This window comes from Syntrophomonas sp. UBA5494, from assembly GCF_002426325.1.
Map to the genome: position 1 here is coordinate 26,470 of NZ_DIPG01000002.1, position 14,580 is coordinate 41,049.

Below are 14,580 nucleotides of genomic sequence, written 5' to 3' on the forward strand. Positions count from 1 at the left end.
GAGAACACCAGGAACTTTGCCAACAAGATCTGGAACGCCTCCAGATTTGTCCTGATGAATCTGGATGGCTACCGGGCCATGGAGCCGGCTGAACAAGAGCTCACCCTGGCGGATCGCTGGATTATTTCAGAACTCAACACCCGGCTGGCGGCGGTAAGCGCTCACCTGGAAAAATACGACCTGGGTGAGGCCGCCCGTGAGCTGTATGAGTTTATTTGGGATGAGTTCTGCGACTGGTATATCGAACTGACCAAGCCGCGCCTGTTCAACCGCGACAGTGAGCAGGCCCGCCTGGTGGCGCAAAACGTATTGGTACGGGTCTTGATGGATATACTGCGTGCCTTGCATCCCTTCATGCCCTTTATTACCGAAGAGATCTATCAGCATCTGCCCGGGCATAGCGATACCATCATGCTGGATGCCTGGCCGGCCGGGGAGCGTCAGTGGCCCGAGGCGGTGGATGACATGCGGATTATCATGCAGATGATCCGCTCTATACGCAATATCCGGGCTGAATTCACGGTCAGTCCCGGCGCGCCGCTTGAAGCCGTAGTGGTGGTCGGGGATGAGGCTTTAATGGCAATGCTCAAAGATAACAGCAATTTGATCACAGAGATGGCCAATTTGAGCCAGGTGCGGATTGCGGCCGGGCTGGAACACAAGCCGCAGCAGGCCGCCGCCAGTCTTATGGCCGAAGCTGAAATATACGTCCCCCTGGGAGGGGCCATCGATGTGGATAAAGAGATACAGCGCCTGCAGAAAGAGATGCGGAACGCGGAGGCCGAAATGGAAAAAGCGGATGCCAAGCTTAAGAACCCTCAGTTTGTGGCCAAGGCGCCGCAGGAGGTCATTGTCAAAGAACAGGGCAAATTGCAGGAAGCCAGTGCCAAAAGAGAGGGGATTATAAGACGTCTGCAGATATTGAAAGGCTGATCCAACAAAAGCTCAACGAGCTGTGCCGGCTGGGCATCAAACCGGGGCTGGAGCGGATCAACTTGCTTTTGCAGGCCCTGGGCAATCCCCATCAAAACCTTAAAGCAGTGCATATCGCCGGCACCAATGGCAAAGGTTCTACCGCACTGATCATTGCCGGGGTCTTGACGGCTGCCGGCTATCGAACCGGACGATACAGCTCCCCGCATGTGCACTCCTATTGCGAACGATTTGAGATCGATGACCGGGCTATTTCGCCCGGTCAACTACATGTTTATCTGGAAAAAGTACTGAAGGCAGCCCGGAGCCTCAATAGCGGGGATTTCCCCAGCGAGTTCGAGATACTGACCGCCATCGCCTTTCTCTTCTTCCAAGAAGAGGGGGTGGATATAGCTATACTGGAAACCGGCATGGGCGGGAGCTATGACGCCACTACCGCGGCCTCTCCCTGTTTATGCGTCATCACCGGTGTGGATTATGATCACACCGCTTATCTGGGCGATTCACTGCCGCAAATCGCGGCCAATAAGGCCGGGATAATCAAACCCGGCATTCCCGTAGTAGTCGGTCCGATGGATGAAGCGGCCCGGCGGGTTATTGAGGCCTGGGCCGGAGTGATGCACAGCCCGGTTGTACCGTATTCACAGGCTGCGGTCACCCCCGGTGAACGCAAGGATCTTTCCGGGCAATTAATAAATATTGAGGTTGGAACTCACTCTATCCAGGCAATATGGTTTTCCCTGCCCGGCCTATTTCAGCTGCGGAATCTGGCCTGTGCCATGACGGCTCTGTCAGAATTGGAAAAAATGTCGTTTATCATCACTGACGAATATATTAAATCAGCGCTGGGGAAATTGCATACCAAAGGCCGCTTAGAAATGCTCAGCCAGGATCCCTTGATAATATGCGATGTGGCCCACAACCGCCAGGCGGCTCAGGCTTTGAAGACGGCACTTTCAGAACTGCTGCCCGGAAGGGAGGGGGTTTTGCTGGTGGGGATGGTCGACGATAAAGATGCCCGGGGAGTTCTGCAAATCCTGGGTCCGGGTTGCAGATACTGTGTAGTAACCAGACCGGCAGGCCATCGCAGCCGGCACTGGCAGAGGTGCGCTGAGGTATGGCAAGAATTGTTTCCGGACATCCCTTGCCGGCTGGAAGAAGACATTGAAACAGCAGTGGACCTGAGCCGCTTGCTGCTCTCCGATCAGTCTTATCTGTTAGTGACCGGCTCTTTCTATGTAATTGACAAAGCCCGGCAGTATATGGTGGGAAAACCTGAGTAATGTAAATCCTATGTTAAGAGAAGCTTACATCATCGTTAACACATTGTTAACATTGTTTTAAAGCGCAAATTGTTATAATTAAATCATACCAAAGCAATGTATACGGGGAGGCATATACAGTGGTAATCAAGTTAAAACCACGGGAGGAAAGATTTTTCAGCTACTTTGATGAAATCGCTGAAGCCATCTCGGAAGCGGCTGATATATTAAAGGATTTTCTGGAGCATCAAACCGACCCGGTTGATAACCTGGAACTCATCAGCGCGGTTGAAGAACGGGGCAATAAGACCATGGCCAAAGTCATGGAACAGATCAACAATTCATTTGTAACCCCGTTTGACCGTGAAGATATCCTGGCGTTAACCCGGGAATTGACCAATGTTCTGGATCATATTCAGGGGACTATGGAGAAAATTGTAATCTATAAAGCCGGCAAACCCAATGAAAACTATGTGCTTAAGCTGGCATACGTCCTGCAGGCGGCAGCCCAGGAGATAAAATCAGCGATAGCGCAGTTGACCGATGTCAGAGCCAACCACAACGGTATCATCGAATCCAGCGAAAAAATCAGATCTTACGAACATGAGGGCGATTTCCTGTATCGAGCGGGTATTGCCCTTCTTTTTGAGAATACCCGCAATGTGGTGGATATTATTAAATGGAAAGAAATCTACGAGCATCTTGAAACGACGCTGGATTACTGTGAAAATGTCAGCAATATCCTTAAGGGAATAGCGGTTAAGTATGTCTAGTTTGATGTTAATCGGCCTGGTGGTAATCCTGGCGCTGATATTCGACTTTATTAACGGTTTTCATGACACTGCCAATGCCATAGCAACTTCAGTATCTACCAAAGCCCTCTCGCCGCGGGCGGCCATTGTTGTAGCCGCAACTCTCAACTTTGCCGGAGCCTTGAGCGGCACTGCGGTCGCCAACACCATCGGTAAAAGCATTGTACCTCCAGAGCTGATCACTCCTCTGGTATTGATATGCGCCTTGATCGGGGCAATTTTCTGGAACTTATTTACCTGGTATTTCGGCATACCCAGCAGCTCCTCACACGCTTTGATCGGCGGCCTGATCGGAGCCGTTATTGGCGCGGTAGGAACAGAGCAGGTCTTGTGGGCGGGTTTCGTTAAGATTCTGGCCGGTTTGCTGACCTCGCCGGTTATCGGCCTGGTAGCCGGGAGCCTGGTTATGACGGTTTTATTCTGGGTGTTTCGACATGCGGCCCCTGCCAGAATAAACAATCAGTTCCGCAAACTGCAGGTCGTGTCAGCCTGTATGGCCTCCTTCGCCCATGGCAGCAATGATGCCCAGAAATCGATGGGCATTATCGCTATGGTCCTGGTCAGTGCCAGCATTCTGCCCGAATTTTACGTCCCGCTGTGGGTCAAAGTCGCCTGTGCCTTATCCATGTCAGCAGGCACCGCCTTCGGAGGCTGGAAGATCATCCGCACCATGGGCGGCAAGATCTTTCGCATTGAGCCTATCAACGGCTTCGCAGCCGATGCCACTTCCGCAGTAGTCATCTATGGAGCCAGTATGCTGGGAGCACCCGTCAGCACCACCCATGTGGTATCATCTTCCATCATGGGGGTGGGCGCTGCCAAACGCCTCAAAGGGGTGCGCTGGAATATAGCCCGTCAAATCATCGTAGCCTGGTTTGTGACCATCCCTTCTTCCGCCCTGGTAGCAATAGTGGTATACAACCTTATAAAGGTTTTGATATAATGAGTCTAATTCTTACCTAGTTAGTGAAAGAATTCATTTTCGCTGGTGGTTTTTGACTTAACATATGGAACACTGCAGCCAGCCAAAGGAGTTGGAACTCTTGAAAGTATTCAAGATACCTGAAGCTACCGTGATGAGACTGTCTATTTATTCCAGATATCTGCACCAGTTAATGGAAGAGGGCGAAGAGACTATATCTTCGGGCGAAATCGCCAAAGGTGTAGGCGTCAGTTCTGCTCAGGTCAGAAAAGACCTGGCTTATTTTGGAGAATTCGGAACCCGCGGAGTTGGCTACAAGGTTTCTGAACTGTATTGTCAATTGATGAAAATATTGGGATTGGACCACCGCTGGAACACCATTATAGTCGGTGCAGGAAAGCTTGGTTCAGCTCTGGCTCTATATCAGGGGTTTTTCGAACGCGGTTTCAATATCTGCGCTATTTTGGATGTAAACCCCAATATTATCGGAAATAAACTGGGCTCCCTGCGAGTACAGCCCCTGGATCAGCTGCAAGATCTGGTTGAACAATACGATATTCAGATAGGGGTTATCGCAGTGCCGGCCACCCATGCCCAGGATGTTACCGAGCAATTGCTGGAGGCCGGCGTCAAGGCCATTCTGAACTTTTCTCCGCGGGTCTTGAAGGTTCCCCCGGATATCGTTTTCAGGAATGTAGACCTGTCTGTCAATCTGGAGGTTTTAAGCTTTAACCTGGCCCTGAACCGTTAGATCTTTTTTCAGACCGGCCCGGGTGTAAAAATTAATAAAAAAAGTGGAGAATGCTGTGTTAGCAAGGTATTCTCCTTTTTTGCTTACCTTGTTTTTGCCTGGGGGTAATGCTAAACTTGTAAAGAAGTTGATTGGGAGGCTATTGTGGCTAGTCGCGGTAAGATACAACCTGGATGGCAAATCCTCGCCCTGCTGCTGATACTGGGTGGTATCATCGGGAGTTTTATCGGGGACGCTATAGTTAAAACGTGGCCCGCCGGGCAGGTTCTGGGGAGGATGCAAAACCTGGGATTTGCCCCTTTTACACTGGATTTGAAGGTCTTTTCGCTCACCCTGGGGCTGATGTTCCATGTTAGTATATTTACTCTCCTGGGCTTTTTGATTGCCTATGCCTTGTATAGAAAGCTGTAAATGAGAGGTAAATGGCCATGCGTGTGGTCTTAGCGTCGCAATCACCCCGTCGCAAGACGCTTTTGGAGTTGATCGGGCTGCGGTTCTCCTGCAATCCCGCTGACGTAGATGAGAGCTTTGACAACTTTAATGGAGACCCGGCCGCGGCCTGTTTGGAATTAGCTGCCTCAAAAGCCAGGGCGGTGGCGGCACAAGAGCCTGAAGCACTGATAATTGCGGCTGATACCATTGTGGTAGTGGACAACCGGATTCTGGGCAAGCCCCGCGATAAATGGGAAGCCTTTGAGATGCTTTCGTTGTTAAGCGGCCGGGAACATCGAGTGATAACCGGCCTGTGTGTTCTCAATACCTGTAACGGAAGTATACAAGCTGCAAGTGAAATAACTCGAGTCAGGTTTCGTAATATTCAGGAGGATGAAATCTGGGCCTATATAGCCAGCGGTGAGCCTTTGGACAAAGCCGGCTCTTACGGGGCACAAGGCTTAGGCGCCGTATTTGTGGATCATATCGACGGCTGTTTTTATAATGTAGTAGGATTGCCACTTCACACCCTGTATTTTATGCTGAAAAAACAAGGCCTGCAATTATTGGGGGGTGTAGAAGATGAGCTACCATGCGGTAGGCATTAAGGAATTGCCAGAGGATATGAGGCCCCGGGAAAAACTGGCCAAATTCGGTGAAGGCCGTTTGGACGACCATGAACTTATAGCCATTATTCTGGGTATGGGCACCACTAAAATCAACGCGCTTGATCTGGCCCGGCAGATAATGATAAAATACAGAACCCTGCGCCGCCTGAAAGAAGCCAGCCTGGAAGAATTGATGAGTGAACGCGGCATCGGTATGGCCAAGGCGGTCAGCATCAAAGCCGCCATTGAATTAGGTCGCAGACTGGCCTTAAGCCAGGAATCCAAACCGGTGATCACCTCGCCGGAAGATGTCAAAACTTTAGTTATGGAAGATATGCGCTACCTCGACCGGGAGCATTTTAAAGTGATTTACCTGGATCGCAAAGGCGGCATCATAGTTACCGAGGATATTTCGGTGGGGGGGTTGCACAGTTCGATGGCCCACCCCCGCGAGGTTTTTAAGAATGCCGTAAAGCGAAGCGCTGCTTCTATTATATTGGTACATAATCATCCCAGCGGTGATCCCCATCCCAGCAACGAAGATATGGAGACTACCCGCAGATTGGTTGAGGCCGGACAGATAGTGGGCATTGAAGTCCTCGACCATGTGATAATTGGTGATAATAAATACTGCAGCATGAAATCTAGAGGTCTAATCTAGTTTTAAGGAGGAAAAACTATTTTGGTTTTCGGTAGAGATATGGGAATAGATTTGGGTACGGCCAATACCCTGGTGCACGTTAAAGGAAAAGGCATCGTTTTGACCGAACCATCCGTAGTGGCCATACAGAATGACAACGGACGGGTTTTGGCCGTGGGTGAAGAGGCCAAGCAGATGATCGGCAGAACCCCGGGTAATATCATAGCCATCCGCCCTATGAAAGACGGGGTTATCGCTGACTTTGACGTTACTCAGGCCATGTTGAAGTACTTTATCAGTAAAGCTCTGGGGCAGAAAACACCCTTCATCAGGCCCCGGGTGATCGTCAGCATCCCCACCGGCTGCACCACGGTTGAGGAAAGAGCCGTGCGGGAAGCGGCCTTAGCCGGCGGCGCCAAAGAGGCCTACTTGATAGAAGAGCCCATGGCGGCAGCAATAGGCGCAGGTATGCCGGTTCATGAGCCTACCGGCAATCTGATCGTCGATATCGGCGGGGGCACCACCGAGGTGGCGGTGATTTCCCTGGGCGGCATCGTCACTTCCAAATCGGTGCGCATCGCCGGGGACAATATGGATGAGGCCATCATTCAGCATCTGCGCAAGAATTACAACCTGTTGATCGGTGAACGCACTGCCGAGGATATCAAAATTTCGATTGGTTCGGCCCTGTGGGAGGGAGAAGAAGAACAATATGAAGTTCGGGGCCGCGATTTAGTGACCGGGCTTCCCAAGACCATAAGCGTTTCTTCCCAAGAGATTCAACAGGCGTTGAAGGAAACGGTTCAGCAGATCGTGGACGGGATCAAGGTTTGCCTGGAAAAAACACCCCCGGAATTAGCAGCCGATATCATGGACCGCGGCATCATAATGGCCGGCGGCGGAAGCCTCTTACGGGGATTGGACAAATTGATCAGCCGGGAAACCAATATGCCCGTGTATGTTTGCGAAAACCCTCTGTTGGCCGTAGGACTAGGCACGGGGAAGGTGCTGGAGAATATCGAAATACTGAAGAGGGTGCTGGTAACACATAATCGCACCTTCTAAGTTGGTGAGTGATTTGCTTACAATTTTGAAGAATAAATACCTATGGCTACTGTTGGCGGCATTTTCGGTAGCTTTTTTCGCCATGCGCGTCACCGCTATAGAAAGAGATACTATAACCTACCCGGAAACAGCCATTCGTGAAGCGTTTGCCTCACTGCAGAGCAGCTTTACCGATTTTGGCATGCGTTTTACCGACGTCACCTCAATTTTTGCCAGTAAACGCGAACTCTTGCAGCAGGTTGAATCCCTGCAGGAGCAGAATCAGGCCTTGAATCTGGAAAACCAGGCCTTGCACGAATACCGTGCCGAAGCTCTGCGCCTGCAAAAGCTGATCGCATTCACCAATGAAAACCTGGAGACCTACAGCTTAACCCCGGTGCGGGTGATTGCGCGCAGTCCCAGCACCTGGTATCAATATATCGTTATTGACCGGGGTGAAGCCGAAGGGGTGCAGCGCAACATGGCGGTGATCAGCCCTCAAGGCCTGGTAGGCCGGGTGACCAGCACCAGCCAGCATACGGCTCAAGTCAACCTGCTGACGGACCGGGAAATGGCGGTCGGGGTGGTTGCTCAGGACAGCCGCGAGACCAGGGGTATTGTGGAAGGAGTTGGGGACCACAATCTTCTGAGCATGGCCAACATCCCCTATTACTCTACTATCAATGTCGGCGAGAAAGTCGTGACTTCAGGGTTATCCCAAATCTATCCGCAGGGTATTTTAATAGGGACTGTACAGGAGATAACTGACGAAGCCGGAGGACTCTTGAAGTCAGCGGAGGTTACGCCGGCGGTTCAGTTCGACCAATTGGAGGAAGTGCTCCTGGTTACATCGTATCGGGGCGCCTCTGTCTCAGGGGAGTAAACCGTGCGTTATCTGATGCTGTTCTTGCTGCCAGTTCTGGCATTATTTTTACAATCGACATTATTTGGCGTCTATAGTATAAAGAACACGTTGCCGGACCTGGTTCTGGTTTTTGTGATTTTCTATGCTCTCTTAAATGACGCCCCAAAGGCTGCCCGATACGGGTTTTTCTGCGGCTTTTTGGAGGATCTTCTGCTGGGGCGTTTTATAGGCATGAATGCCCTGGCCAAGGGACTTACCGCATATGCCATCGGTATTCTGCAGGGCAGCGTATTTAAAGAGAATCTGGCTGTGGGTATCTTGTCGGTATTGATCGGTACGGTATTAAATTTCTTATTTTTGTTTATCCTCAGCCTGGCTTCGGCGGTGATGATCGATCTCGATCAGCAGGTCTTCATCACTCTGTTCTATCATGCTATATTCAATTTGTTATTGGCCACGCCGTTATATGTATGGTATTATAATTCTTCTCGATACGGCTTGCTCCGTTCAAATAGGGAGAGGTAAATGAAACCCGATGAAGTTAGACCCAGACTGAAATGGTATTCATATATGCTTATTGCATTATTGTCGATTTTGCTGGTGAGGCTGGCGGTGGTGCAATTGCTCTTCAATGCCGAATACCAGGCTAAAGCTAAAGAAAACCGGGTGCGGCTGGTCCCTATCAAGGCGCCCCGGGGCGAAATCTACGACCGCACTGGCAGGGTTTTGGCTGCCAACGAACTGGTTTATACCCTGAGTTTGAATTATACCGCCATGAGCGATCAGAGTGAAGTGGTGGCTCACCTGGTCTCACTGCTCCAGCCAACCTACCCGGAAATAACCGAGCAATTGATTAATGAAAAGATAAGTCAGCAGGAATACCGCTTATTCGAGCCGGTGGTATTGTTGCGCGATATTCCCTGGGAACTGGTCATTCAACTGGAGGAGCGCCGCCAGGAACTGCCCGGGGTATTGGTGGATGTGGAACCCTTGAGAAACTACCCCGAGGGCGCTCTGGCCGGCCATGTGCTGGGTTATATACATTCCATCAGCCCCGAAGAAATAGATCAGGAACAGGACTATAAATACAGCCTGAGCAGTCTGATCGGAAAATCCGGGGTGGAAAAGCAGTATGAAAAGGAACTGCGCGGACAGGACGGGGCCCGCAATGTGGAAGTGGATTCGCGCGGGCGGCCGGTTCGAGAACTGGTGACTCTGGAGCCGCAGCAGGGCAACAACATATATCTGACCCTGGATAAAGACCTGCAGCAAGTCATGGAAAAAAGCATGGAAAATATGCTGGCCACACTGCAGAAAAACCATCCCCGCGCTCGGGTGGCCTCAGCTGTTTTGCTCAATGTCAAAACCGGCCAGGTTCTGGCCATGTGCAGTCTGCCCGCCATGTATCCCGATGATTGGAAAGGCAATATCAGCACTGCTCGTGCCGCCTATTACTTTCCCCAGGGCGCTGAATACGATCCCATGAATCCCGGCGCCTTTCTCAACCGGGCGATACAGGTCAGTTATCCGCCTGGATCGACTTTTAAGCCGATCACCGGTATGGCTGCCCTGGAAAGCGGAGTGGTAGATGCCGGCAATGACTATGTCAAATGCAGTGGCGCTTACTGGGTGGCCCCGTATACCAGGTGCTGGGGCGTGCACGGCCATGTTAATTACTACTCCGGTATGGCCGGTTCCTGCAACGTATATTTTCAGGAAATGGGCCGCCGGGCGGGACAGGAGGGCATAGTAAGGATGGCCGGGGAATTTGGATTGGGAAGCAAAACCGGCATCGACCTGCCCTATGAAGTGGCCGGACTGCTGCCCACTCCGGAGTGGAAAAAGGAGCTTAACGATCTTCTCATCAATCGAAAATACGACAGCCTCAGAAAACAATTGGAGGATAAATACCAGCAGTTAATGAACGCTGAATCAGACCCGGCTGCGCTCAAAAAGCTGGAAGCGCAAAAAAAGAACGAAAGTGCGCAATTGGAGGCGCAATACCGGATTGACTACAACTGGGACACCAACTGGCAGGCTTTCGATACTTTCAATATGTCGATTGGGGAAGGCAACAATGACTATACCGTCCTGCAGCTGGCAAATTTTGCGGCAGCCGTGGCCAACGGGGGTCTGCGCATGCAGCCTTATGTGGTGGACCGCATTTCTTCTCCGGACGGGAGGGTTATTCAACAATTCAGCCCCCGGGTGGCGCATGAGGCCGCGGTTTCCAGCCAGACCCTGGCCCAGACCAAACAGGCCATGCTGGCTGTTACCGAGCCTGGCGGGACCGGATACTTTTTATTCAACAACTTTCCCCCCCACATCAAAGTGGCCGCGAAAACCGGAACGGCTCAAAACCGCCGTTCTCCGGACGGCTCCTCCGCAAATTACAATGGGGTTTTTCTGGCCTTTGCTCCTTTCGACAACCCCGAAATCGCCTTTGCCGGGGTGGTCGAGTATGGTTATCATGGCAGCGAGTCGGCCGGAATAGTGGCCCGGGATGTTTTTGAACAATATTTCGGTATCAAGGACCACCGCAGTGATGATGTGATCATGGAACAAGTCCGGGAGAATCTGTCGAATATTGCTGCTGATTAATGGCGTAATTTAATGGCATAGAACCGACCAGGATAGGGGTTTTTTGCGAAAATAACCTCTATCTTCTGCTTTTTCGCTAAAGGAATATAATAGCAACAATAGAATGATAAGGAAATAGGACCTGCAACAATGTTAAGGGGGTGGTTGAATGTTGACCGCAGCAAATGAGGTACGTGTGCAGGAGACCATAGATTTAAGCCCCTACCAGCGCTTTAAAGACATGAAGCAGGGTTTGGACCAGCAGCTCTCCCTGCTGAAATACCCTCAAGGGACGCAGATCTGCCTTGGTATCGGGCAGCGGCGTCTCACCAACCGGGAATTAAAAGAGCTTGAACTGGTTTTGTTGTCCCACGGTGTATACCTGCTGGACATAGTCGACGTTGAGGAAGATCCCGGCAGGGATAGACCACTGATAGACAATATGCCGCATTATCAAGAAACTGTACTGTTGTGCAAGAATGTACGTTCAGGTCAAAAACTGGCTTGCAGGGGAAACATCGTGATTCTAGGCGATGTAAACCCCGGTGCGGAGGTTGTGGCTGGTGGCAACATTGTAGTGATGGGGTGCCTGCGGGGGATGGCCCATGCCGGTGCACTTGGAGATCAAAACGCAGTCATTTCAGCATATCGCCTGAGTCCGACCCAGCTCAGGATTGCCGACCATATTACCAGACCTCCGGATAATGAGGTGGTAACGGCAAAGAATCCCGAACTGGCGCGCATCAGGGAGGACAAGGTTGTCATAGAAAAGCTAAAAATATGATTGGAGGCTTGGGGATGAAGAGTAGGGTTCTGGTGGTAACGTCCGGAAAAGGCGGCGTGGGGAAAACCACGACCACGGCTAACTTGGGAACAGCTTTGGCTATGATGGGCAAAAAGGTAGTCATGCTGGATACGGATATCGGACTTAGAAATCTGGATGTCGTTATGGGATTGGAGAATCGCATCGTATTCGATATTGTCGATGCAGTGAACGGAACCTGTAAACTAAAACAGGCTTTGATTAAAGATAAGCGCTACGAGGCCTTGTTCCTGCTGCCTGCAGCACAAACCAAGGACAAGAATGCGGTCACTCCTCATCAGATGAAAAACCTGACCAATGAACTGCGCAACGAATTTGACTATATTCTGGTGGACTGCCCGGCAGGGATCGAACAGGGTTTCCGCAACGCCATCGCCGGCGCTGATGATGCCATTGTGGTAGCTACCCCGGAGGTCTCTTCGGTTAGAGACGCTGACCGCATTATTGGTCTGCTGGAAGCGGCTGGACTGAGCAAAAGCAAGCTGATTATCAATCGCCTGCGCAGCAAGATGGTAAAGCGGGGCGACATGATGGACATAGAGGATATTCTGGATATTCTCGCTATCGATCTGGTGGGAGTAGTGCCCGAAGACGAAACCATCGTGGTTTCCACCAATCGCGGCGAGCCGGCGGTACTGGAGAACGCCTCCCGAGCCGGCGGGGCTTACCGCCGCATCGCACGCCGCATAATGGGTGAGACCGTGCCTATAGCGACGGAGAGCAATGACAATCTGGTTGACAAATTTATGAAAATGCTGAAGCTGGCAAGATAGGGGGGAGGGGACATGGCTTTGTTGGACGTACTAAGCAGAATTTTTTCCAAGGACAACGTGGCCAGCAAAGAGGTGGCCAAGGAGCGTCTGCGTCTGGTGCTGGTTCATGACCGTTCCTCAATATCTCCCGAATATCTCAATCTTCTTAAAGAAGATCTGCTCAAGGTTATAAGAGAATATTTGGAAATAGACGAAGAAGCCCTGCAGGTGAACCTTGCCAATGAGGACTCGTCCTTCGCCTTGGTGGCCAATATACCGGTGAAAGGTTTTAAGCGTCCCCGCATGGCGGAGGTGGATAATTAAAAAGACTCTATTCCTCCTTAATGAAAGTCCTTGAGCTTCTAACGTCTCGACAAAGCCCGGGTTGCCCACCCCGGGTTTTGTCATTCTTCTTTAATTTCGGGCATTTTCCTCCTGATTACATAGAATCACGGCTTAATAACTGGCTGGATTTGAGAGTGGACAGCGATTTTTACTACATTCTATAATGGTCTGGGAGGGTTTAATTGTGGACGTAAAGAGACTGAAATTCGTGGATCGTCCTTTCTTATTGAGTCTGGCCGCGATCCTGGTCATGGGGCTGGTGATTCAGCTCAGTGCCAGCAGCGGCATCTCCAGCGATCCTTATTATTATATAAAAAAGCAACTGGTTATGATCGCAGTCGGTCTGGCGGCGATGTTTATCATTGTCCGCTACGATTATTTGCAGCTTAAAGGGTTAAGTCCTTTTCTCTACGGGCTTTCTATACTGATGCTGGTGGCAGTCTTGCTTTTTGGCCAGGAAGTTCGCGGCACCACGGGGTGGATAGCTATAGGCCCATTGCCCCCGCTTCAGCCCGCCGAGTTTACCAAAGTTCTGCTGGTGTTGTCTTTCGCTGATTTTCTGCAGCGGCGCCGCGGCGAGATGAATAACTTGGCGGGAATGCTGCCTTGCTTCGTCTTTATGGGGGTGCCGTTTATTCTTATTATGCTGCAGCCTGATCTGGGTACCGCCCTGGTTTATATCGCCATAACGTTCATCATGATGTATGTGGCCGGAGCCAATCAGCGGGTGTTGCTCTTTATTCTTCTGGGCGCACTGGCCTTAATCGGCCTGGTCTTATTGCTGCATTTTCAGGTTGGCCTGTGGATACCTCTGAAAGATTACCAATTACAGCGTCTTATCGTATTTATCAATCCCTACAATGACGGTATGGGTGGGCGCGACGCAGGTTGGAACATCATTCAGTCACTGGTGGCCATTGGCTCGGGCGGGTTCGCCGGGAAAGGCCTGTTCCAGGGCAGCCAGGTGCAGTTGAACTTCTTGCCCGAGCATCACACCGACTTCATTTATGCGGTCATCGGCGAGGAATTGGGATTTATTGGCGCCGGGCTGGTCCTGGTCTTGTTTGGCGTACTGCTGATGCGGGCGGTTTATATAGCCGCCAATTCCCGGGAATTATACGGCGGTTTGCTGGTAACCGGGATTACAGCCATGTGGTTGTTCCACATTTTCGAAAATATCGGCATGTGTATTGGCATGATGCCGGTAACCGGGATACCTCTTCCTTTTATAAGCTATGGCGGCAGTTCCATGCTCACCAATCTTCTGGCGGTAGCCCTGATTCTGTCTGTGAATGTGCGGGGTAAGAAAATCGTGTTTTGAGCATGATAAGGGTAAAACGGAGGGTTGAAAATGGCATTTGAAAACGCCGAGGCCCGGAATAGCGGCGAAGCAGCACCGGGCAATGCCATTCAGGAAGTGCTGTACTTTATACCCAACTTGCTGAAAATGGTGTATCGACTGCTTAAAGACGAAGGGGTAACCCATGCTGACCGCCTGTTATTACTGGGCACAGCCACTTATGTGTTGTCCCCCCTGGATTTTCTGCCCGATATGATCCCGGCCTTGGGCCAGGTCGACGACATTTTGCTCCTGGCCCTGGTATTGAAGAGGCTGATGAACAGCGTATCCTTTGAACGCCTGGAAAATTACTGGGACGGCAGTGAACCATTGTTGAGGTTGTTTGACCGGGTATTGGATCTATCCCGCTATGTGATCCCCGCCAAGGTTTATGACAGAGTAGTAAAAAAATCCCGCCGCTAGGCGGGCCTGGGGACCAATCAGGTGGGACCAATCAGGGGGACGGTTCTCG

At 51.1% G+C, this 14,580-nt stretch carries 17 protein-coding genes; all 17 read left to right on the forward strand.

Annotated elements, in window-relative coordinates:
• Nucleotides 1–933: class I tRNA ligase family protein (locus B3W37_RS00230; protein WP_483174435.1), on the forward strand; the 933-nt coding region annotated here is incomplete at its 5' end.
• Nucleotides 934–989: 56 nt separating this feature from the next.
• Nucleotides 990–2,216, forward strand: coding sequence for a bifunctional folylpolyglutamate synthase/dihydrofolate synthase (locus tag B3W37_RS00235; protein WP_483174447.1), 1,227 nt, complete (start codon nucleotides 990–992; stop codon nucleotides 2,214–2,216).
• A 119-nt stretch (nucleotides 2,217–2,335) separates the two neighbouring features.
• On the forward strand, nucleotides 2,336–2,968 hold the full coding sequence (locus B3W37_RS00240; protein WP_481037873.1) for a DUF47 domain-containing protein: 633 nt from the start codon (nucleotides 2,336–2,338) through the stop codon (nucleotides 2,966–2,968).
• A complete protein-coding gene (locus B3W37_RS00245) occupies nucleotides 2,961–3,950 on the forward strand; it encodes an inorganic phosphate transporter (protein WP_483174437.1) in 990 nt (329 codons plus the stop codon). The genes B3W37_RS00240 and B3W37_RS00245 overlap by 8 nt, the downstream gene beginning before the upstream one ends.
• A gap of 100 nt (nucleotides 3,951–4,050) precedes the next feature.
• Complete coding sequence (locus B3W37_RS00250) at nucleotides 4,051–4,680, forward strand: redox-sensing transcriptional repressor Rex (protein ID WP_481037875.1); 630 nt, start codon at nucleotides 4,051–4,053, stop codon at nucleotides 4,678–4,680.
• A gap of 144 nt (nucleotides 4,681–4,824) precedes the next feature.
• Nucleotides 4,825–5,091 carry a DUF4321 domain-containing protein gene (locus B3W37_RS00255; protein ID WP_481037876.1) on the forward strand — a complete coding sequence of 89 codons (267 nt, stop codon included), beginning with the start codon at nucleotides 4,825–4,827 and terminating at the stop codon, nucleotides 5,089–5,091.
• 17 nt (nucleotides 5,092–5,108) lie between these two features.
• Nucleotides 5,109–5,720 (forward strand): Maf family protein, encoded by a 612-nt coding sequence (locus B3W37_RS00260; protein WP_483171975.1) that lies wholly within the window; start codon nucleotides 5,109–5,111, stop codon nucleotides 5,718–5,720.
• On the forward strand, nucleotides 5,695–6,381 hold the full coding sequence (radC, locus tag B3W37_RS00265; protein ID WP_481037878.1) for a RadC family protein: 687 nt from the start codon (nucleotides 5,695–5,697) through the stop codon (nucleotides 6,379–6,381). Before B3W37_RS00260 ends, radC begins: the two co-directional genes overlap by 26 nt.
• Nucleotides 6,382–6,402: 21 nt before the next feature.
• The gene (locus B3W37_RS00270; protein WP_481037879.1) at nucleotides 6,403–7,425 is read left to right on the forward strand and encodes a rod shape-determining protein; all 1,023 of its coding nucleotides are present in this window, start codon (nucleotides 6,403–6,405) and stop codon (nucleotides 7,423–7,425) included.
• Between the two features lie 4 nt (nucleotides 7,426–7,429).
• A complete protein-coding gene (gene mreC, locus B3W37_RS00275) occupies nucleotides 7,430–8,287 on the forward strand; it encodes a rod shape-determining protein MreC (protein ID WP_483174439.1) in 858 nt (285 codons plus the stop codon).
• A gap of 3 nt (nucleotides 8,288–8,290) precedes the next feature.
• A complete protein-coding gene (gene mreD, locus B3W37_RS00280; protein ID WP_481037881.1) occupies nucleotides 8,291–8,794 on the forward strand; it encodes a rod shape-determining protein MreD in 504 nt (167 codons plus the stop codon).
• Complete coding sequence (locus tag B3W37_RS00285) at nucleotides 8,795–10,870, forward strand: penicillin-binding protein 2 (protein WP_483174440.1); 2,076 nt, start codon at nucleotides 8,795–8,797, stop codon at nucleotides 10,868–10,870. It begins immediately after the preceding gene.
• Between the two features lie 148 nt (nucleotides 10,871–11,018).
• Nucleotides 11,019–11,633 (forward strand): septum site-determining protein MinC, encoded by a 615-nt coding sequence (gene minC, locus B3W37_RS00290; protein WP_481037883.1) that lies wholly within the window; start codon nucleotides 11,019–11,021, stop codon nucleotides 11,631–11,633.
• A 14-nt stretch (nucleotides 11,634–11,647) separates the two neighbouring features.
• Nucleotides 11,648–12,445: a septum site-determining protein MinD gene (gene minD / locus B3W37_RS00295; protein ID WP_481037884.1), complete on the forward strand. Its 798-nt coding sequence runs from the start codon at nucleotides 11,648–11,650 to the stop codon at nucleotides 12,443–12,445.
• 18 nt (nucleotides 12,446–12,463) lie between these two features.
• Nucleotides 12,464–12,748, forward strand: coding sequence for a cell division topological specificity factor MinE (minE, locus tag B3W37_RS00300; protein ID WP_481043109.1), 285 nt, complete (start codon nucleotides 12,464–12,466; stop codon nucleotides 12,746–12,748).
• Nucleotides 12,749–12,953: 205 nt separating this feature from the next.
• Nucleotides 12,954–14,090: a rod shape-determining protein RodA gene (rodA, locus tag B3W37_RS00305; protein ID WP_481037885.1), complete on the forward strand. Its 1,137-nt coding sequence runs from the start codon at nucleotides 12,954–12,956 to the stop codon at nucleotides 14,088–14,090.
• A gap of 30 nt (nucleotides 14,091–14,120) precedes the next feature.
• The gene (locus tag B3W37_RS00310; protein WP_483171970.1) at nucleotides 14,121–14,531 is read left to right on the forward strand and encodes a YkvA family protein; all 411 of its coding nucleotides are present in this window, start codon (nucleotides 14,121–14,123) and stop codon (nucleotides 14,529–14,531) included.
• Nucleotides 14,532–14,580: the final 49 nt, after the last annotated feature.